Annotated in this window: 18 protein-coding genes; 16 read left to right on the top strand and 2 right to left on the bottom strand. The window is 38.1% G+C overall.

Going from position 1 to position 21,584, the window contains the following annotated elements; all coding sequences use genetic code 11:
• Positions 1-18 precede the first annotated feature (18 nt).
• From nrfD to ADHAQ_RS0111795, 16 genes are all read left to right on the top strand, one after another.
• Complete coding sequence (gene nrfD, locus ADHAQ_RS0111870) at positions 19-1,440, top strand: NrfD/PsrC family molybdoenzyme membrane anchor subunit (protein ID WP_026463120.1); 1,422 nt, start codon at positions 19-21, stop codon at positions 1,438-1,440.
• Entirely contained in the window at positions 1,430-1,957 is a 528-nt protein-coding gene (locus tag ADHAQ_RS0111865) for a DUF3341 domain-containing protein (RefSeq protein ID WP_034256774.1), read from the top strand. Before nrfD ends, ADHAQ_RS0111865 begins: the two co-directional genes overlap by 11 nt.
• Positions 1,957-2,664 carry a c-type cytochrome gene (locus tag ADHAQ_RS0111860; RefSeq protein WP_026463118.1) on the top strand — a complete coding sequence of 236 codons (708 nt, stop codon included), beginning with the start codon at positions 1,957-1,959 and terminating at the stop codon, positions 2,662-2,664. Before ADHAQ_RS0111865 ends, ADHAQ_RS0111860 begins: the two co-directional genes overlap by 1 nt.
• Positions 2,665-2,688: 24 nt before the next feature.
• On the top strand, positions 2,689-3,963 hold the full coding sequence (locus ADHAQ_RS0111855) for a hypothetical protein (RefSeq protein ID WP_026463117.1): 1,275 nt from the start codon (positions 2,689-2,691) through the stop codon (positions 3,961-3,963).
• A 22-nt stretch (positions 3,964-3,985) separates the two neighbouring features.
• Positions 3,986-5,041, top strand: coding sequence for a cytochrome c oxidase subunit II (locus ADHAQ_RS0111850; protein WP_026463116.1), 1,056 nt, complete (start codon positions 3,986-3,988; stop codon positions 5,039-5,041).
• Between the two features lie 18 nt (positions 5,042-5,059).
• Complete coding sequence (locus ADHAQ_RS0111845) at positions 5,060-6,889, top strand: cytochrome c oxidase subunit I (RefSeq protein ID WP_026463115.1); 1,830 nt, start codon at positions 5,060-5,062, stop codon at positions 6,887-6,889.
• Between the two features lie 7 nt (positions 6,890-6,896).
• Positions 6,897-7,970, top strand: a complete 1,074-nt coding sequence (locus ADHAQ_RS0111840) for a COX15/CtaA family protein (protein ID WP_026463114.1) — start codon at positions 6,897-6,899, stop codon at positions 7,968-7,970.
• A 1-nt stretch (position 7,971) separates the two neighbouring features.
• Entirely contained in the window at positions 7,972-8,871 is a 900-nt protein-coding gene (gene cyoE / locus ADHAQ_RS0111835) for a heme o synthase (protein WP_026463113.1), read from the top strand.
• A gap of 4 nt (positions 8,872-8,875) precedes the next feature.
• Positions 8,876-9,457 carry a cytochrome c oxidase subunit 3 gene (locus ADHAQ_RS0111830; protein ID WP_051359874.1) on the top strand — a complete coding sequence of 194 codons (582 nt, stop codon included), beginning with the start codon at positions 8,876-8,878 and terminating at the stop codon, positions 9,455-9,457.
• A gap of 17 nt (positions 9,458-9,474) precedes the next feature.
• Positions 9,475-10,221, top strand: coding sequence for a cytochrome c oxidase subunit 3 (locus ADHAQ_RS0111825; protein ID WP_026463111.1), 747 nt, complete (start codon positions 9,475-9,477; stop codon positions 10,219-10,221).
• A 74-nt stretch (positions 10,222-10,295) separates the two neighbouring features.
• Complete coding sequence (locus tag ADHAQ_RS0111820; protein WP_026463110.1) at positions 10,296-10,643, top strand: cytochrome C oxidase subunit IV family protein; 348 nt, start codon at positions 10,296-10,298, stop codon at positions 10,641-10,643.
• Positions 10,644-10,648: 5 nt separating this feature from the next.
• On the top strand, positions 10,649-11,308 hold the full coding sequence (locus ADHAQ_RS0111815) for an SCO family protein (RefSeq protein ID WP_026463109.1): 660 nt from the start codon (positions 10,649-10,651) through the stop codon (positions 11,306-11,308).
• Position 11,309: 1 nt separating this feature from the next.
• The gene (locus ADHAQ_RS0111810; protein WP_026463108.1) at positions 11,310-11,843 is read left to right on the top strand and encodes a DUF420 domain-containing protein; all 534 of its coding nucleotides are present in this window, start codon (positions 11,310-11,312) and stop codon (positions 11,841-11,843) included.
• Positions 11,844-11,861: 18 nt separating this feature from the next.
• On the top strand, positions 11,862-12,101 hold the full coding sequence (locus tag ADHAQ_RS0111805) for a hypothetical protein (RefSeq protein ID WP_026463107.1): 240 nt from the start codon (positions 11,862-11,864) through the stop codon (positions 12,099-12,101).
• 438 nt (positions 12,102-12,539) lie between these two features.
• Positions 12,540-16,235 (top strand): sensor histidine kinase, encoded by a 3,696-nt coding sequence (locus ADHAQ_RS25450; RefSeq protein WP_051359873.1) that lies wholly within the window; start codon positions 12,540-12,542, stop codon positions 16,233-16,235.
• Complete coding sequence (locus ADHAQ_RS0111795; RefSeq protein ID WP_026463106.1) at positions 16,232-19,732, top strand: hypothetical protein; 3,501 nt, start codon at positions 16,232-16,234, stop codon at positions 19,730-19,732. Before ADHAQ_RS25450 ends, ADHAQ_RS0111795 begins: the two co-directional genes overlap by 4 nt.
• On the opposite strand, the gene ADHAQ_RS0111790 is transcribed toward ADHAQ_RS0111795, so the two are convergent.
• Positions 19,724-20,443: an SGNH/GDSL hydrolase family protein gene (locus ADHAQ_RS0111790; protein ID WP_034256773.1), complete on the bottom strand. Its 720-nt coding sequence runs from the start codon at positions 20,441-20,443 to the stop codon at positions 19,724-19,726. The genes ADHAQ_RS0111795 and ADHAQ_RS0111790 overlap by 9 nt on opposite strands.
• A 91-nt stretch (positions 20,444-20,534) precedes the next feature.
• Positions 20,535-21,500 (bottom strand): ADP-glyceromanno-heptose 6-epimerase, encoded by a 966-nt coding sequence (rfaD, locus tag ADHAQ_RS0111785; protein ID WP_026463104.1) that lies wholly within the window; start codon positions 21,498-21,500, stop codon positions 20,535-20,537.
• Positions 21,501-21,584 lie beyond the last annotated feature (84 nt).

Genomic DNA, 21,584 nt, shown 5'->3' with positions numbered 1-21,584 from the left:
AAAATTAGAGAATAGATTATGCAACATGTATCTCCGGTAAGGGAACCGTTAGTAACAGGAGGGAAGACCTACCATGACATCACTGAAGATGTGTGCCGTCAGGTAGAGGCTAAACCGAATATCCGATGGGCCATTGCTTTAGCTGTAGCTTTATTTTTCCTAGGAGTTTTTATTTATTCTGTATACCGTACCCTTTGGTACGGTATTGGGGAATGGGGTCTTAACAAGACCGTAGATTGGGCTTGGGATATTACCAATTTCGTATGGTGGGTAGGTATTGGTCACGCCGGTACACTTATTTCTGCCGTACTGTTATTATTCCGTCAGAAATGGAGAAGTTCCATTAACCGGGCAGCAGAGGCGATGACAATTTTTGCTGTTATTTGTGCTGCTATGTTCCCGGTATTACACATGGGCCGTCCTTGGTTAGCTTATTGGGTATTACCATTACCAAACACCTGGGGTTCCCTTTGGGTAAACTTTAACTCTCCACTTCTTTGGGACGTATTTGCGATCAGTACTTATTTTTCAGTTTCATTAGTATTCTGGTATTTAGGTTTAATTCCTGATTTTGCTACAATCCGTGACCGTGCAACCGGTCCTATTGCCCGAAGAGCTTATGCTTTATTAAGTTTTGGCTGGACAGGTTCTGCTAAACACTGGTCTCGTTACGAAACGGTATCGTTGATATTAGCAGGTATTTCTACACCACTGGTACTTTCAGTACACACTATCGTATCTATGGACTTTGCAACTTCTGTGATTCCAGGATGGCATACGACCATTTTCCCTCCTTACTTTGTTGCGGGTGCTATTTTCTCTGGATTTGCAATGGTATTGACCCTGATGATTATTACCAGAGATGTATTCCGCTTAAAGGATTACATTACTTTAGAGCACATTGAATCAATGAATAAAATCATCATTGTAACGGGTTCTATAGTAGGTGTGGCTTATATCACAGAGTTCTTTATTGCTTGGTATTCAGGAGTAGAATATGAACAATACGCCTTCATTAACCGGGCAACTGGTCCTTACTGGTGGGCATACTGGTCCATGATGACTTGTAACGTAATCACTCCACAGTTATTCTGGTTCCGCAAAATCAGAAGAAGTGTTGTGGCTACATTTATCATCTCCATCTTTGTAAACATTGGTATGTGGTTCGAGCGTTTCGTAATTATTGTTACGTCTTTGCACCGCGACTTCTTACCATCCAGCTGGGCTATGTTCTCTCCAACTATTATAGACGTAGGAGTTTATGTAGGTACTTTAGGTTTATTCTTTACTTTGTTTTTATTGTTTGCTAAATATTTCCCGGTAGTAAATATGTTTGAAGTAAAGACCATCTTGAAATCATCATCTGGCGTGCCTCATTCTCATAAACCAGATTCTATGCACGCTCATTCACCAAATAATCACAATCATCATGACAAATAAGAAATACATACTCGGTGTTTATGACGATGAAGATGTACTTCTTCATGCAATTGATAAAATTAGAGCTGCCGGCACAAAAATTACTACTGTTTTTTCTCCATATCCAGTTCACGGTATTGATGATGCCTTAGGTATTGAAAGAACAAAACTGCCAATAGCCGCATTCCTTTACGGATGTTGTGGCCTAGCATTTGCGTTGTGGATGCAGATTTATATGTTAGGATTTGATTGGCCAATGATTATTGGTGGTAAACCACATATTGCATTACCAGCCTTTATTCCGGTGAGCTTTGAATTAACCGTTTTATTTACGGCTCATGGTATGGTTATAACATTTTTTATTATATCAGGACTTTATCCAAGAATTAAAGTACCAGTTATGGATGTAAGGTCTACTGATGATAAATTTATTATGGCTATCGAAGTACAGGAAGGTAAAACAGATATCAAAAAATTAGATACCCTTCTACGTGACAATGGTGCTATAGAAGTAAACGAGAAGGAGGTAGCAAAATAATGAAAATAGATTTCAAAATAGGTCTCAAAGCTTCGTTAGTCGCTTTTTCCACTGCCTTAGTTTTTTCATGTTCGCCAGATGCAAATGACCCAGGGAGGGAGTATGCAAATCAAATGTATGATGATGCAGCTTACGAACCTTTAAAGCAAACGGAGAAAAACCCGGTAAACCCTTCAGGAATGACCATGCGGATTCCTGCTCAAGGTACTATTGCCAGAGGTAAATTAGGATATTATAACCACATTGATAAAAACAGCCCAGAAGAAGCGGGACAAAAATTAAAGAATCCTCTAGTAGCTAACGAAGCTACTTTACAAGAAGGTGAAGTTCTTTATGCCCGTTTTTGTACTCCTTGCCACGGAGCTGAAGGAGCAGGTGATGGTTTAGTAGGCCAAAAGTTTAAAGGGGTTGCAAACTTAACCCAAGACAGATTAAAAGCTGTTTCTACGGGTTACATTTACCACGTTATCACCCACGGAAGAGGTAGAATGATGCCTCATGGTACTCAGGTAAATCCAGAGGAGCGTTGGAAAATTGCGATGTATGTAAAAAGTGTATTACAAGGCCAGGGAGATGCTGCATCAGATGGACCAGCAAATGTTGATACTATAGATGCAAGTACAGAGCAAAATACCAACCAGGTAACTGGAACTGAAAATCCTTCTGGCGGTGCTACAGAAGCTCCAAAGCAAACAAAACAACTTTAAGGTTTACGAATAATACGAACACTAATGATAGAGGAAAGTCTAACAATTTCGAAAAGAACAAGTAACAGGTTCTTCTTTTTGATAGGGCTGGGTCTGGTATTGCTGATTGTCGGCATCTTTATTACCATGAACAGCGGAGGTGGTCACCATGGCGGTGGAGGGCATGAAGAAGCTGCCGCTGCCGGAGGGCACCATGCTATTACCTGGGTTAACCGGTTATTCGCAAACCTATGGCTAAATAATGTTTATTTTACAGGTATCGCTGTAATTGGGTTATTTTTTGGAGCCATTCAATATGTAGCCTATGCGGGTTGGTCGGTTCCATTTGTACGGATACTGCAAAGCATTACTGCCTATCTTCCATTTGGTGCTGCTGTGGCCTTAATTGTATTCTTTATTGGTCAGCACCAAATATTTCACTGGACAGATAATTCTTTATTTGATACAGCTAGTCCAAATTATGACCCAATTATAGCAGGTAAAGCTGGCTTTCTGAATAAGCCATTCTTCATCATCAGAATGGTGGTGTTTTATGGGGCCTGGATCTATTTCGCCTGGTGGTTAAGAAAACAATCACTTGAAGAAGATATCAATGGTGGTTTAAGCTATTACCACAAAAGCATTCGTATCTCAGCTATGTTTTTAGTTATATTTGGAGTAAGCTCCTCTATTTCAGCTTGGGATTGGGTAATGTCAATTGATACCCACTGGTTCAGTACGTTATTTGCCTGGTATGTTTTATCCAGTTGGTTAGTATCAGGTTTAGCCGTTACTACTTTAATCGCTATTTTCTTAAAGCAAAATGGTTATTTAAAAATGTTAAATGCGGATCACCTGCATGACTTAGGAAAATTCATTTTTGGTTTCAGTATTTTCTGGACCTACTTATGGTTCTCCCAATTTATGTTGTATTGGTATGCTAATCTTCCTGAAGAAGTAATTTACTTTAAAGAAAGATTTGGAATGTACAATGACCACTATAGCTGGATATTGCTTTTCAACCTGTTTATCAATTTTGCGCTACCTTTGTTGGTATTAATGACCCGGGATGCAAAACGCCAAGTAATCATGTTAAAGATTGTTTGTTTTGCAGTATTATTCGGCCACTGGATGGATTTCTATTTAATGATTATGCCCGGAACTTTAAGAGGAGAAAGTGGATTAGGATTTATGGAATTAGGTACTGCATTAATTTTCTTAGGTGTGTTTTTAACATTAGTTACAAGAAAATTAACCAGTGCATCTTTGATTCCTGTAAATCACCCATTCTTAGAGGAAAGTATGCATCATCATGTTTAAACGATAATATACCACTTATATAATGATTACTCTCGCTATACTATTTACCTTAGCACTCTTAGGAGTTATTCTATACCTCATATTCCGGATACAGATTTTAGGCTCTGTGTACCGGGGAACTTACAATAAGCGGGTAAGCACCAGTAATAAAGTTAATGCCACTTTATTTGTTGTTTTCCTGATTGTAGGTGGTGGCGCATTCTTTTGGTCCTTCCAGGATGCAAAACCAGAAATGACTGTACCTGTAGCATCAGTTCATGGAGCTTGGGTAAATGACATGTTTTGGTTAACTATGGCGGTAATAGGAATTGTGTTTGTAATAACACAGGTATTGTTATTCTATTACTCTTATAAATACCAGTTCAGAGAAGATAAAACAGCTTATTATTACCCACACAATAACAAGTTAGAAATTATCTGGACAATCATTCCGGCAATTGTAATGGCCATGTTAGTATTCTCTGGTTGGAAAGCATGGACAAAAATAACGAATCCTGCTCCAGCGGATGCAGTTGTGGTAGAAATAACAGGTAAACAATTTAACTGGTTGTTCCGGTACCCAGGTAAGGATAATGCTTTAGGTTTAGCTAAGCATACTTTGATAGATGCTTCTAATGAAATTGGGATTGATTTTAATGATAAAAAGGCGCATGACGATATTATTGTTAACGAAATTCATATTCCTAAAGGCCGTCCTGTATTGTTCAGAATTCGTTCCAGAGACGTAATCCACGACGTTTATCAGCCAAACTTTAGAGTACAAATGCACGCCGTACCAGGTATGCCAACTAAATTTTGGTTTGTGCCTACTAAAACAACGGCTGAAATGGCAGAAGAAACAGGTAATCCTGATTTCAAATATGAATTAGTTTGTAGCCAAATTTGTGGTCGGGGCCACTTTGCTATGAGAGGTACTCTGGTAGTGGACGAACCTGAAGATTATGAAGCTTGGTTAGCAAAAGAACAGCCATTTTTAGAAAAGAACCCTGATCTTTTAGCTAAATTTAAAAATGCTCCGGTGCAGGTTGTTACAGCCGGGAATGAAAAGGGTAAAATTGAAGAGAAAGCAGCTTTATAATTTATTAATAAGAAAAATATGGCAAGCACCGATATATCTTTAACACATGATGTGCATCATGCACACGATGATCATGACCACGATCATCATGATCAGCATTTTATTTTTAAATACATTTTTAGCCAAGACCATAAAGTAATTGCTAAACAATTCCTGATTACAGGTATAATTTGGGCATTTATTGGTGGGGCTTTATCTACAATTTTCCGTTTACAATTAGGTTGGCCTCAGGCAACTTATGATTGGTTAGAGCCAATTTTAGGAAAATGGATAGAAGGTGGAAAGTTAAGTCCTGAGTTCTTCTTGTCTCTGGTTACGATGCATGGTACCATCATGGTATTCTTTGTATTGACCGCAGGTTTAAGTGGAACATTCAGTAACTTTTTAATACCACTTCAGATTGGAGCCCGCGATATGGCTTCTGGATTCCTGAACATGCTATCTTACTGGTTTTTCTTTTTATCCAGTGTTATTATGTTCTTATCCTTATTCCTGGAAACAGGCCCGGCTTCTGCCGGTTGGACTATCTATCCGCCACTAAGTGCTCTACCGCAAGCAATTCCTGGTTCAGGTACTGGTATGACCATGTGGATTGTTTCCATGGCTTTCTTCATCGTATCTTCTTTATTAGGTAGCGTTAATTACATTACAACTGTAATCAACCTAAGAACGAAAGGTATGTCGATGACAAAATTGCCTTTAACTATATGGGCGTTTTTCTTAACGGCTGTTCTAGGGGTTCTTTCATTCCCAGTATTGTTTTCATGTGTACTGTTACTTTTATTTGACCGTAGTTTTGGAACAAGTTTTTACCTGTCTGAAATTTATGTAGCTGGTGAAGCTCTTTCTAACGTAGGTGGTAGCCCGATTTTATTCCAGCACTTATTCTGGTTCTTAGGCCACCCAGAGGTATACATTGTAATTTTACCAGGTTTTGGTATAGTTTCTGAAATTATTGCTACAAACGCACGGAAACCAATCTTTGGTTATAGAGCTATGATTGGTTCTATGTTGGGTATTTCCTTACTATCCTTCATTGTATGGGCGCACCATATGTTCGTGTCAGGTATGAACCCATTTTTAGGTTCTGTCTTCATGTTCCTAACTTTGATTATTGCTGTACCTTCTGCGGTAAAAGTATTTAACTGGTTAGCAACCTTGTGGAGAGGTAACATTGTATTTACTGTTCCAATGTTATTCTCTATTGGTTTTGTTTCTTTGTTTATTTCAGGTGGTTTAACAGGTATTATTTTAGGTAACTCTACTTTAGATATCCAATTCCATAACACTTATTTCGTTGTGGCCCACTTCCACTTAGTAATGGCCTCATCTGCTTTCTTTGGGTTGTTTGCTGGTGTTTACCATTGGTACCCCAAAATGTTTGGCCGCATGATGGATGATAAATTAGGGTACATTCATTTCTGGTTAACATTTATAGGTGTTTACATGGTATTTATGCCAATGCACTATGTAGGTATTGCTGGTTTCCCTCGTCGTTATTATTCCTGGACTTCTTTTGAGCTTTTTAGCAAGTTTGCTGACTTAAACATGTATATTTCTTTAGCAGCAGTTATTGCGTGGTTAGCACAGTTTATTTTTGCTTTCAACTTCTTTTACAGCATGTTCCGTGGAAGAAGAGCTACTCAAAATCCATGGCGTTCTACTACCTTGGAATGGACTACACCAGTAAATCCAGGTCATGGAAACTGGCCGGGTGCAATCCCTACAGTTTATCGTTGGCCATACGACTATAGCAAGCCAGGTGCAGCTGATGATTTTATTCCACAACATATTCCTTATTCCGAAACGGCGTCTTCAAACTTGCCACACGAAAAGGATCTTGCTTAAGCTTTAAATGAGTAGTAAATCTTTTAATACTAAAAGATTTAGAAATATAGGAGTAGTAACAATTGCTTCTGTTTATTTTTTGATCTTGGTTGGAGGAATCGTTCGAAGTACAGGTTCCGGTATGGGTTGCCCAGATTGGCCTAAGTGTTTTGGATCTTGGGTTCCTCCAACTAATATTAACCAATTACCTAAAGATTACCTGGAAGTTTATCGAGATAAACGAATCCAAAAAAACGTTAGATTGGCAGGTCATTTAGAAAAGATAGGTTTAGAAGAGGTTGCCAATAAAATGTTATCTAATCCTACCGCTTTTATAGAAACTTCCTTTAACCCAACAAAAACCTGGATTGAATATGTGAACAGGTTAGTTGGGGTAGTGATTGGTTTTTTAATAATTCTAACCTTATATTATTCCTTTCCCTACCTCAAAATAGATAAGGCTATTTTTTACCTGTCTTTTCTTTCTTTTTTAGTTGTTGTCTTTCAGGGTTGGTTAGGCTCCTTAGTTGTGTCTACTAACCTCCTGCCAGAGATGGTAACCATCCACATGGCTTTGGCTTTAGTACTAATTGCTTTACTTATTTATGCCATTGCACGGTCTCAAAAAGAATCGTTGCAACAAAGAACTTTCATTTTCTCTTCTGGATTATTTGGTTTGCTTTGGGTGATACTAGCTTTTTCATTTGCTCAAATTCTTTTAGGAACCCAAGTAAGGGAATCTATAGATCAGATCGCATTTGATCTCAATTATTCTTCAAGAGAAGATTGGATTGGCAAGTTAAATTTGCCGTTTTACATCCATCGGTCCTTTTCCTGGATTGTATTGCTTCTTAACGTGTTTGCTGGCTACCAAATATTTAAATTAAAGGATGCTTTATTAAATATGCTAATCACTACTGTTTTAGGACTTATATTTTTAGAGATTTTTATAGGGGTAGGGTTAGCAAATTTTGCAATACCTGCTTCCCTACAGCCTTTACATTTATTATTAGCTACATTAATTTTTGGCGCGCAATTTACGGCCATAATTGTTTATCATTATGCTACTCGTGCTAAAGGGGTAGCAAGAATATTTGCGTGAGATGGTTGGAGATGAAATAAACAGCGGAATACCTGTTATATTTGCGGGGATGATGAAAGCAAAGCAATATTTTAAATTATTAAAGTTCAGGCTTTCTTTCACAGTTGCTTTTTCCAGTGCTATCGGATACATATTAGGTGAAAGAAATTTCATCTGGAGTAATGTATTCTTGGTAATGCTGGGTGGATTATTGGTAACAGGGGCTGCTAATATTATTAACCAAATCCTGGAGAAGGATTTAGATAAGTTAATGAAAAGAACAGCCAAGAGACCAATTCCTCAAGGAAAAGTTTCTGTTAAAGAGGCGGCTATATTGGCAAGTTTTTTAGGTATAGTTGGTTTAGGATTATTAGGGTTCTATTTTAATGCACTAGCAGCGGCCTTATCTTTTGGTTCTTTAGTGATTTATGGATTCATATATACTCCTTTAAAACAGATTTCACCAATTTGTGTTTTTATAGGGGCTATTCCGGGAGGTCTTCCACCCATGATAGGATATATAGCCGCAACAGGCACTTTTGGTTGGGAGGCAGGAATTTTGTTTGGTATACAATTTATTTGGCAATTCCCACACTTTTGGGCAATAGCCTGGGTTTTGGATGATGATTATAAAAAAGCAGGATTTAAAATGTTGCCTACGGCAGGAGGTAAGAATTTAAAAACGGCTATTCAAATAATGATGTATACGTTGTTATTAATACCGATGGGGATGTTGCCTTTACAATTTGGAATGGCAGGTAAAACATCGGCTATAATTGCAGTAGTTTGCGGGGTATTGTTTTTGATGCAAACATTTTACCTCATGCAAACCTGTTCTAAGAAAGCGGCCATGAATATAATGTTTGGATCTTTCTTATATTTACCAATAGTACAAATTGCGTTTGTGTTAGATAAAGTATAAAAAAATGGTTGGAGCAATAAAACAAAATGAAACTTCATCAAAGGTGCATCCATTAAAATTTGCACTTTGGTTGATAATAGTTAGTATAATAATGATGTTCGCCGCCTGGACGAGTGCATACATTGTTAGAAAAGAAGAAGGTAACTGGTTAGATTTTTCTTTACCAGGTAATCTGATAGTGAATACAGTAATTATAGTAATAAGTAGTGTGTTCATGCAATTAGCTTATGGAGCCGCTAAAAAGGATGAATTAGCAAAACTAAAATTATATTTAATTGGTACTTTCGTGGCCGGTTTAGGTTTTTTATTAGGCCAGTGGCAAGCCTGGAGCGATTTAGTGGATCGTAAAATATTTTTTGGGGGTTCAGATTCTAACCCTTCCGGGTCATTTTTATATGTTTTAACCGGTGTTCACGGATTTCACTTGATTACAGGTTTAATATTTGTATTAATTGTATTAATTTCGAGCCACCAATTTAAAGTACATTCCCGTAATATGCTTCGGATAGAGTTATGTACTACTTATTGGCATTTTTTAGGTGCCCTATGGGTCTATTTATTTGCTTTTTTATCAATGAACCATTAAATCTAGATTAATAAACTATGTCAACTACTACAACCTTGGAGCAGGCCAATACAACAACCTGGGATGGTGGCAATGAGCCAATGAAGGCTTCGTACGGAAAACTAATGATGTGGTTCTTCCTGTTATCGGATGCCTTTACGTTTTGCGCCTTTTTAACAGCTTATGGTGCTATTCGTCACCGTCACCACGCTTACACGGGTGCACCCGAAGATTTTACTTTTTCAACTGCTTATTGGCCTATTCCGGAGAAAGTATTTAATGCCTTCCCAGGACTTCATGGGGTTGATTTACCCTTAGCATTCGTGGCTTTAATGACCATGATCCTGATTTTATCTTCTGTAACAATGGTATTAGCAGTGGAAGCTGGTCACCGGATGGACAAAGCAGATGTGCAAAAATGGTTATTATGGACAATATTATTTGGTAGTGCATTCGTTGGTTGCCAGGCTTGGGAGTGGGGTCACTTTATTACCGGGACCGAACAAGGTATGACTTTACCAGATGGTTCAGTATTTCATGGGGCCAATCTAAAGTTTAATCAATACGGTCCTGTATTATTTGCAGATTTATTCTTCTTTATTACCGGTTTCCACGGTACCCACGTATTTAGTGGTATTGTATTGTTAATTATCATGTTCATTAACACTGTAAATGGAACTTACCAACGTCGGGGCCATTACGAAATGGTAGAAAAAGTTGGTTTATATTGGCACTTTGTAGATTTAGTATGGGTATTCGTATTTACCTTCTTCTACTTAGTTTAATTAGCAGCATAAGATCAGGTGAGTTTAAACCTGATCTACTTTAACTAAATATAAAATATAAATTATATAATATTATGGCAGCTCATTCTCATCACGCCCACGATGAACACAATGTAGGTGAAATTCCACCAGCACAGACCAAAGGTATTTGGAAAGTATTTTTTATTCTTTGTGCAATAACTGCAGTTGAATTTGCTTTTGCATTTATGATGGATGCAGGTATGCTTCGGAACTCAATATTTATTGTTTTAACAATTGTTAAAGCATTCTATATTGTGGCGGAGTTTATGCACTTAAAGCATGAAACTAAAAGTTTAATATGGACAATTATGATTCCTTTAGTGCTTTTAGTTTGGTTAATTATAGCCTTAATTTCAGAAGGCGCTTATTACGGAGATTCAGTTTTTAATTATTTTAAATAACCATAATGTCACCTAGAAAGGTACTAATATTAGGTATACTACTACTAGTACCTATTTTTTTCTACTTCTTTTTACGGATTTTTGGTTCCAATCAATACCATCTCCGGACTTTTTTTCCGGTCATAGATGAAAATACCGAAGAGCCGGTAGTCCAAAATGGGGATACGTTATTTCAAAAGGTCCCTGATTTTAAGCTTACCTCCCAAACCGGAAAGTCTATTTCCCAAGCAGATTTAGATAATTCGGTTTATGTGGCTAATTTCTTTTTTGCCTCCTGCAAAGATGTTTGTAAAAAAATGTCGACCCAATTATCACGGGTGCAGGAAGCTTTCCTTCAAGATCCATCCGTTAAAATAGTTTCGTACACCGTAGATCCTGAACGGGATTCTGTTGGTACACTGCGCAAATATGCCCAAACCTATGATGCGGATTCTACAAAATGGTACTTTTTAACTGGCCCCAAACCTGCTATTTACCAATTAGCGCAACAAGGTTATAAGTTAGCAGTAATGGAAGCTCCTTCTGTTACACCAGATTTTATTCATAGTGAAAAGTTTATTTTAGTAGATAAGCAAAAGCATGTGCGGGGAATTTATGATGGTACCAAACCAGAAGATGTCGATCGATTAATTACCGAAATAAGGCTTCTTCTGAAAGAAAAGTAAAATGAAAACTAACGATTCTAAATACCTGATTTTAATTGCCATTTTATCTGTAGCGGTACCTTTGTTGGTAGCGCTTTTGCTTTTTGTGCCTCAAACAGGTAAACTGGGTGATGTAGATGTAACTTTTTTGCCAAAGCTCCATGCGCTTCTAAATTCTTTAACAGCAATAGCTTTATTAGTAGGATACAATTATATTAAGAAAGGAAATGTCCGGTTTCATAGGTTTTCTATGGTTACTGCTTTTGTATTGTCTTCCTTTTTTTTAATTTCTTATGTTACGTACCATTACCAGGCAAGTCCAACTTCGTATGGTGGTGAAGGAATAATTAAAACCATTTACTATTTTATTTTAATTACACATATTGTATTAGCAGCGGTTATCGTTCCATTCGTGTTATTGTCTGTTTATTACGGCTGGACTAATCAAATTGTGAAGCATAAGCGTATATCTAACTGGACTTTTCCGTTGTGGTTATATGTGGCGGTTACGGGAGTAATTGTTTATTTTATGATTGCCCCTTATTATACTTCTTAATTCTAATGTTTATTTCTTATGAAGTTCATAAAATTTTATTTAGCAGTTTTCACATTAGCTTTAAGTCTTAATTTTATTTCCACTGAAGCAACAGCTCAATGTGCTATGTGTCGCACATCTGTTGAAACAGCTAATGATGGTAAATTAGTTAAGTTTGGCAGTGGTTTAAATAAAGGCATCTTGTATCTAATGGCTATACCATATGTTTTAGCTGGTACTGTTGGCTTTTTCTGGTATCGCCATAACCGCAAACAATAGTAGCTTAATACTGAAGAAACGAGTTATCCTGCAAGAGATATTATTACGTTTCTAAAGAGGAGAAATGATTGCCTATACCTGGTTATTCTAAAAAGGTAAATAGATAGGTTTAGGCATTGCCGGGTACGAGGTCCTTTTTCAAAATAAAGTTTTGGTTTTAAGGGTAAGGTACCTTGGTGATAGTTTTCTGGTGCAGCGGATTCTTTGACCTGCTTACTGCTGTTTTTTTATTAGTTGATCCTTCTCTAAAATTTTATTGATTCAAAATAACTGCTCGCATTATATTAATTTCCCCATTGCCTCTTCATGACGGTCTGTTAATAAGGTAATTTTCAAAGGGGTTTAGAAAAGGCCAATATACTATGGGATTTAATTTATCCTGTTCTTCCTTCTTTTTCTGCACGATTTTTGAATATATTCGTGTAAAAGGTTTCTTCTTTGAAAGCTAAATATTCTCCGCATTACCATTTATTAGCCGCTTTAATTTGTTTTGCCGCTGCAGCGGTTTTGAATCTTTATGTCCTTTTTGTTCATCCCAAACCAGAAAGTGCCGGGAAGGAAATTAGTACCAAGGTAAATACGGCTTTAAGTAAAGCTCAACGAGACATGAACCGGGTTCAGGCTTATCTGGCTACGGATTCGGTTAGTTTTCATGATCTCCTAAAAGAGCGCACCTATTACCCAACCTTTATTTTTAAAAAAAATGCGGTTATCTTCTGGACCAACCATAGCCTGGTTCCGGAACTAAATCAGGATCTGGAACTTACGAAGCCGAGGGTTATTGAAAATAAATCAGGTAAATTTCTAGTTTCTGGTACTAAGTATAATGCCTATAACATCCAGGTATATGTGCCTCTTGAAAAACAATATGGCATAAATAACAGGTATTTACAACCCGGATTGAATAAAGAAATATTTGGTAATAAGCGGTTAAGGGTTCTACCAATTGGAGGTCCAACTCAAGGAAATATTACCTATAAAGGCCGTGTTCTTTTCTCAGTAGAAAATCTAGAGAAAGATATTAACCGACCTATCAGTAATGCGGCCATGGCGGTTGTTTCCCTGGGGCTTTTTTTCCTGATATGGGGCTTAATCCGCATCAGTAAAGGATTAGTAAAAGAAAATAAAGCATGGCAGGCCACTTTACTCCTGGTTCTGCCTTTGTTAGCCATTCGGTTAATTCTTTTGTATTATAACTTCCCTTTTGCGGTTATTGATCTCGATGCCTTTGATCCACGATTATATGCTGCCTCCTTCTGGGCACCTTCTATTGGTGATCTTATATTAAATGCACTATTGTTATTATTATTTACCATTCATGTAAACAGCCTGTTTAGAAAGAAACTTATTCAAAAGTTTATAAAAACCTTAAGTAGCAGAACACGATTGCTTATGGAGATAGGGTGTGGCATAGCCTTTTACCTGCTATTACTTGGAATGTATTTTATCTATTATACCAGCTTTAGCAATTCGTTGCTGGTAATGGATATAACTCAGAGTTTACATTTTTCATTTTATAAAATTTTATTGTATACCGCTTTCATTATACATAACCTAATCTTCCTAATATTAGCCCATTTACTGATGCAGGTATTTTACCTGATTCACCAGGAAACGAAACGGAAGTACTGGCATTTTGGGTTGGCCGGTATAGGTATTGTTTGTATAATTGTGGGAAGTGTGTTCGACAAAATTCACCTGTTACTGCTGAGCATTAGTTTATTATTTTACCTGATAGTCATTTTTATAAGGTTTAAGAAGAATATATCTGTTAATCCATTTCAAAATTATTTATTCATTTTTTGGATCATAGCAATAAGTGCGGTTACAGGTGGTGTCGCCATTTATGAGCACTATCTGCACGACTTGCTCGATTATAAGCAGAAGTTTGGTTCGGACTTGATTGTTGATCGTGACATTCAGGGAGAATACCTGATAGAGGACATCGTGCCAGAAATTCAAAAGGATAAAATAATTAAAAGTAAAATATCGGATCCGGTAAATGAGCGGGAATTTATAGAGCAAAAGATAATCCGGTATTACCTGCGGGATTATTTTGACCGGTATGAAACTACCGTTAAGTTTTTTAATGCCGGCGATAGTTTAGCTAACCAGTCCGGAGTAAGTTATTCACTAAACGATTATAAGAAAAGCTACTTACGCAATGCCATAAAAACGGAGCGGAAAAACCTTTATTTAATAAAGGATGAAAAGCAGCCGTACTCCCGGAAGTATATCCAGTTTTTTAACTTAACTGGTAATTATGGAAATATAGTTACGGTGGTGTTGGAAATGAATTTAAAGAAGCTGATGCCAAACAGTGTAATCCCGGAATTATTAGTTGATCAGAAGTTTTTGCAGCCTTTGTATAGCCGCTCTTTAAGTTATGCCATATATGTAAAACATGTAATACAATACAATGAAGGGAATTTTGAGTATGTCCATTACCTGGATAAGAAAGACCTTCAGGATCAGGCGCTTTATACAAAGGGAATTCGGGTGCAGGGATACCACCATTTAGGGGTAAGTAATGGTGGGGAAAAAGTAATTGTAATTTCTACTTCCCAATATTCACTATTGGATGTAGCTTCTAATTTTTCCTTTTTATTCCTGATCCATACGTTTATTTTTTTAGTCTATATGCTGGCTTTCCTGTTACTGCAGGGAGGACTTAAAATGGCTTTAAATACCAACTTCAGTACTAAGATTCAGTTATTCTTAAACTTTGGTATTCTTATTCCCCTGGTTATAGTTAGTATAGCTACTGCCAGCCTGGTTACGGCCTCTTATAAAAAAGATTTACAGGATACTTATGAAAAGCGGGGTAAACTGGTACAGGAAAATATTTTACATTCCTGGTCGTGGGCTACCCATGAAACAAATAAGGAAGCCTTACGGGAAGAGGTGGGGGCCATTGCAGATTTATCGGAGGCCGATATAAATGTATACAATAAGGATGGGAACTTAATAACCTCCAGTCAGCCTTTGATATTTGAAGCTGGTTTACTTTCGAGGTTAATGAACCCGGAAGCCCTGGCCGACATTAAAGAAAATAATGCCCAACGAATACTTTTGAAGGAGCATACAGGTAACATTTCGTTCAATACCCTTTATTTGCCTTTGCCTTCGGTACACCAAAATGGTGGAGTGGATGGCTTTGTTGGTATTCCCTTTTTTGATTCGGAACAAGAGCTGGATGTCAAACTTATTCAGTTGCTCACCACCATTATGAATATTTTCACAGCCATGTTTATCATATTTATGGTATTAACAAACTGGGCTGCCCGCACCCTTACCGTACCCTTGAAACTTATTACGCAAAAACTTAAACAAACAACCCTCACCGGGAAAAATGAAAAATTAGAATACCACTCTGCTGATGAAATTGGGTTGCTGGTAAATGAGTACAATCAGATGTTGTTGAAGCTGGAAGAAAGTAAAAAAGAGTTGGCCCTGAGAGAAAAGGAAGCCGCCTGGCGCGAAATGGCCCGGCAGGTAGCCCATGAAATCAAGAACCCGCTAACTCCAATGAAGTTGTCGTTGCAGTACCTGCAAAAAGCCATCGCCGAAAGACGTGATAATCTGGAAGAGTTAATCAATAAAATATCCAAAACTTTAATTACTCAGATTGAAATACTAAGCGATATCGCCACTTCGTTTTCTAATTTCACCGCTTTACCTGATTTAAAACCTGAGCGACTAAATATTATTAATGTATTGAAACAAAGTTTGGATTTGCATAAGAATCCGGCCGAAGTTGAAATCAGAACGGATTTGCCTGCGGGAACGTACGAGGTATTGGCAGATGAAAATATTTTAATGCGTTCTTTTAATAACCTGATAATTAATGCCGTACAAGCGGTTCCAAGTGGCCGGAAACCCGAACTCCAGGTAAGGTTGCAATCCATGGATTCCAAAGTATTGATTAGCTTGAAGGATAATGGAAGCGGAGTGCCGGAAGAAATTCGGCATAAAATATTTGTTCCTAATTTTAGCACTAAATTTACAGGTTCTGGTATTGGATTGGCCTTGGTAAAAAAAGGTATAGAAGCAGCAGGTGGTCGTATTTGGTTTGAAACAGAGGAAGGCGTAAGTACTACTTTTTATATTGAGTTACCATTAGTACAGGAATGAAATACCGGCTGGTACTATCTTTTCTAATATGCCTGTTTTGTTTTCCGGCCTTTTCTCAAACTGCTAGTAAAAGATGCAAATGGATTAAGCTGACCACTACTCCATTTGTATTAGATACCTTAACCATTGTGCCCGGATCTATTACCATGGCCGGGGCAGGAGCAGCTAATTTTTCATTTGATTATAACCCTGCCACCGATCAGTTTACATTATTACCTGTAAATAAGCCAATAAATAAACCAGATTCTCTGGTTACGGATTCCTTAGCTCAGGTTATACATGCTGTAGACTCTGTTTTAGTGTGTTACCGGGTCTTGCCATTAAACTTAGCTAATACCCGATATAAAAGAAAGCTAAGCCGCGCTGATTCGCTATTTATGCGCGAACCCTTCTATACCGAAACTCTGGCCACTAAAAAAGAAGAAATTTTTAGTACGCCCGGTTTAAATAAAACCGGAACCGTGACCAGGGGGATCTCAGTTGGAAACCGGCAAAATGTATTTGTAAATTCTGCCTTAAATCTGCAGTTGGAAGGTAAATTATCGGATGAAATTAATATTACAGCAGCCATTACCGATCAGAATATCCCATTTCAGCCAGAAGGCAATACCCAGCAGTTGCAGCAATTTGACAGAGTTTACCTAACTCTGCAGCACCGGCTCTGGAATATTACAGGTGGCGATGTGGTACTAAGAAATAAACAAACCCATTTTCTTAAGTTTTATAAAAATGTACAGGGAGGTGTTTTAGAAGTAAACCGGGGAAAAACACCGGGAGAGGGTTCCAGTACCACAGTGGCTGCATCAGTAGCTAAAGGTAAATTTGCTTCTATTGCAGTGCCGGCCCTCGAAGGAGTACAAGGGCCTTACCGGCTTACCGGGCCAACTGGAGAAAAATTTATAATTATAATAGCCAACTCGGAACGGGTTTACCTGGATGGACAGTTAATGACCCGGGGTTTTGATTTTGATTATATCATAGATTATAATCAAGCAGAAATTACCTTTACTGCCCGTCACTTAATTACTAAATTTTCGCGTATCCGGGTTGATTTTGAATATTCAGACCGAAATTATAACCGCTCTATATACCACGCCAGCCATTACCAGGATATTAAAAAGCTGCGCTTGAATTTTAATATTTATAATGAGGCTGATAATCCTAATAACTTACTGGGCTTAAATTTAAATAATCAGGAAAAACTGTTATTACAATCAATAGGAGATAGTTTAAACCAAGCTTTTACTTCCGGGGCCGTTGCCAGCCCTTATAACCGGGAGCTAATTCTTTACCGGCAAACTTCTGAACTGGTTAATGGGGTGCCAACGCCTGTTTATATCTATTCGCAGGATTCTTCTTTAAGCCAATATTACACCGTGCAATTTACCGATGTTGGTCCTGGCCAAGGTGATTATATACAGCAAAGCACTTCTATAAATGGCCGTATATTCAGTTATGTTGCTCCTGTAAATGGCGTAAGGCAGGGTCGGTATGTGCCGTTACGAATTATACCCGCTCCCGTTAAAAGGCAAATGGCTACTCTGGGAGGAAGTTATCAGGTAGATAAGCAAACGAGTGTTTTCTTTGAGACAGCAGCCAGCGAATATGACATAAACCGCTTTTCTACTAAAGACCGCGAGGACGACAAAGGAAAAGCTATGCGGTTGGGGTATACAATGGAAGATAAATCAGTACCGGTTTTAGGAGCATATAAATTACGAAGTAGCTTTAATTACGAATATACCGATACCAATTTTCAGCCAATAGACCGGTACCGCGATATTGATTTTAACCGGGACTGGAGTTTACCCATTAACCTGAATAGCCGGCAAAGCGATAATATTTTAAACTTTGCAGTTGGAGCAAATAAAGATGTAAATAACTTAATTGGTTACCGGTTTAGCCACCGGCACCGAAACCAGGAACTTGATGGGGTACAGCATTTTGTACATTTTAACCAACAAGTTCGGGGAGTAGCTCTGAAAAGTGATTTTTTTATCTTAAATGCCACCGCCCGCCAGGGTAAATCGGACTGGTACAGGGGGAATGTGGATGTAAACTACCCGGTACACAAACTGGTACCAGGGTATCTCTACCGTTTTGATAAGAACCGGGTGAATTCAATCCGACGTCCCGATTCACTTATTACCTCTGCTATGTATTTTGATGAACATACTGTTTATGTCCGGAGCCAGGATACAGCAGCGACTAAGTATAGTTTAAGTTATACTTACCGGCAAGATCGATTGCCAGGCGAAAGGCGCTTAACACCCTGGGAGAATTCCCAAAACTATAGAGGTACTTTACAAACCCGTCTCGGCCAAAGCCAGGATATAAATGTAATTGCAACTTACCGGCAAGTAAGTAACCGGGATAGTTTAAATCAATCAGCTATATTAGGAACTGTAAATTGGTTTGGCGATTTTCTGGATCGGCATTTACGTTCGGAACTTAGTTATTCTGTGGGTACGGGTCGGGAGCCAAAGCGGCAATATGAGTTTGTAGTAGTAGCCCCGGGGCAAGGCACGCATTTTTTACTTGAAGGGAGCGATCCTAAAAATTTAAATAATTATTTTGAAGCCCAGGTGCCGGATGCCAGGTACCGGACTCACATCAAAATATTTTTACCTACCGATGAGTACCTGGTGGCCTACACCAACTTATTTACTTACCGGCTTAACAGTACTCTGCCCCGTAACTGGCGGGGCAAAGGAGGATTAAAAGATCTTGCGTCCCGTTTTTCTGCTGTTACCTATATTAATATAAATAAAAAAACAACCGACGCTGATGTATGGCGCCGTTTTAATCCTTTTACCTTAGATATCGAGGATAATTTATTGATATCTTCTTCTAATGCGTACCGGAATACGATTTTTTATAATCGGAGTGATCCAACTTTTGGGCTGGAATATACTTTCCAAAAAAATCAGCAGAAAATATTATTAACCAACGGGACGGATGTTAGGAATATAGGATCTAGTGCGGTAATTGGCCGCTATAACTTAAGTCAGGTGCTCAGTTCCCGGGTCTCTATAAATCAGTTTAGCCGCCAAAGCCAATCGAATTATTTGACAACAAAAAATTTCCTGATTTTAGGTTATGAGGCTGCACCTGAGTTATCTTTTCAGCCTAATAACTCCCTTCGGTTTACCGGCACTTACCGTTTTACTACCAAGCACAATGCTTTAAATAAAGAAACCACAGAAGAAGCTGTTTTTCATGAATTAGCTACTGAAACCCGAATAAGTCAGGTAAGTAAACGAACTGTTTCGGGTAATTTAAGTTTTATTAAAGTAGCCTACACTGGTAATGAAAACTCGGCTATAGGTTACGAAATGTTAAATGCATTACGGCCGGGTAATAATGTTACCTGGAATTTTATTCTGCAGCAACGCCTCAGCAGCGGCTTAAATATATCTGTTAATTACGAGGGTCGGAAACCCAATAATATTCCGGTTATTCATACCGGCCGGATGCAGGTAGCCGTATTATTTTAATATTTTTAAAGCTTCGGGTAACGCAGCGTTAGCCCATTCCATGTGCATTCTGCCAGAATAATGTAAGCCGTCGTTAGCCACATAAGTAAGGTCATCTTTTGCTTTCTCTGTTAAAGGCGTAATATCAATAAAGCTAACATTGGCCTTTTTACATTCTTCTTGTATTATGGCATTGTAAGCAGCAATTTGTTTGGTCATCAGCTCTTTATTAGAACCGCTGCCAAATGGGGTCAGACTCCAGTTGGGGATAGACAGTACTATTACATTCGCCGGATTTCCTTTGCCAAACTTAATCGCAATGGCTAGTAGCTCTTTAAACTCAGAACGAAAAGGTAGTTCCGGGCTCTGCCCCCGATACTGGTTGTTTACACCTATCAAAAGAGAAACTAAATCAAAAGTACCTTGTAACTTTCTAGCCTCTATTGCCGCAAGTAATTCACCAGTAGTCCAGCCGGTACGGGCAATGGTAGTGGGGTTGGCTACACTCACCTTGTTATTCCGTAACGAGTTAGCTAATAATACGCCCCACCTTTCCGATTCCAAAACACTTTCGCCTATGGTATAAGAATCGCCTAAGGCTAAATAACTGTACTGGTAGGAGGATGGGTTGGGTGTATCCATAGCACTTAAATCGGGCGCTGGCGTATCTTGCTGACATGACAAGAATAGCAAACTTGATGCATAAACTATATTTAATAAATACCGAATCATAACAGGTAACTCTCTTTTTAAGAATATACTCTATTACTCCTGATTCGGATTGACAAAATGTTTATTTATATTAAAGTAAAAGCCTTACGCTCTAAAAATATTTATTAGGTATTAAATATTCCTGGACGTATTCTTTTATTCCTTCTTCCAGCGAATGGAACGGACGGGTGTAACCAATACTGCGAAGCTTTTGCATGTTGGCTTCTGTAAAATATTGGTAGTTATCCCGGATATCGGCAGGTGTGTCTTTAAAATCAATATTAATATCTTTGCCCATAGCAGTAAAGGTATTGAAGGCTAAGTCCAGGAAAGTGCGTGCCTTGCCGGTTCCTAAATTATAAATACCACTGTTTTGCCGGTGATGCATTAAGAAGTAACAAACTTCCAGTACATCTTTAATATAAATGAAATCTCGTTTTTGTTCACCATCGGCAAAATCCGGGTTATGCGACCGGAATAATTCTAAGCTCCCGTTTTGGGTAATTTGATTATAAGCATGTAAAACCACCGACGCCATACGGCTCTTGTGATATTCGTTAGGTCCATAAACATTAAAGAATTTAAGACCAGCCCAAAAAAATGGTTTAGCTGTTTGGGCCAGAGCCCATTTATCAAATTCATTCTTCGAATCGCCATAAGGATTTAAAGGCCTCAATAAGTGGATAATATTTTCATCATCATCATAACCAAGGGCGCCGGAACCATATGTGGCCGCAGAAGAAGCGTATACTAAAGGAATCTGGTATTCGCAGCAAGCCATCCATACCTTTTTCGAATAATCAAGGTTTAGCGAGTCCAGAATTTCCTTATTAAATTCAGTGGTATCGGTACGGGCACCTAAATGGAAAATAAACTCTACCTCTTCGTAGTTTTTATCTAACCAGTTAAAGAAGTCCATACGGTCTACGTATTCTTTAATGCGCTTACCCTGTAAATTAGGTTCTTTCTTTGAAATGGAAAAATTATCAACAACAACAATGTCGTTAAAGTTATCCGCATTTAGGCGGGTTACAAGGCAAGAACCAATAAAGCCAGCGGCACCGGTTACTACTATCATATAATGTTTATATAAATCAATCTAAATATTGCGCTAAATTTACGAAAAAATTAACACGGCACCTGCCAGGTTTCTTTTCCTTTT

The sequence above is a fragment of the Adhaeribacter aquaticus DSM 16391 genome (genome assembly GCF_000473365.1).
In the GTDB taxonomy this organism is placed as follows: domain Bacteria; phylum Bacteroidota; class Bacteroidia; order Cytophagales; family Hymenobacteraceae; genus Adhaeribacter; species Adhaeribacter aquaticus.
The sequence above is the reverse complement of the archived record's forward strand: the minus strand, read 5'-3'. Positions and strand labels throughout refer to the sequence as shown.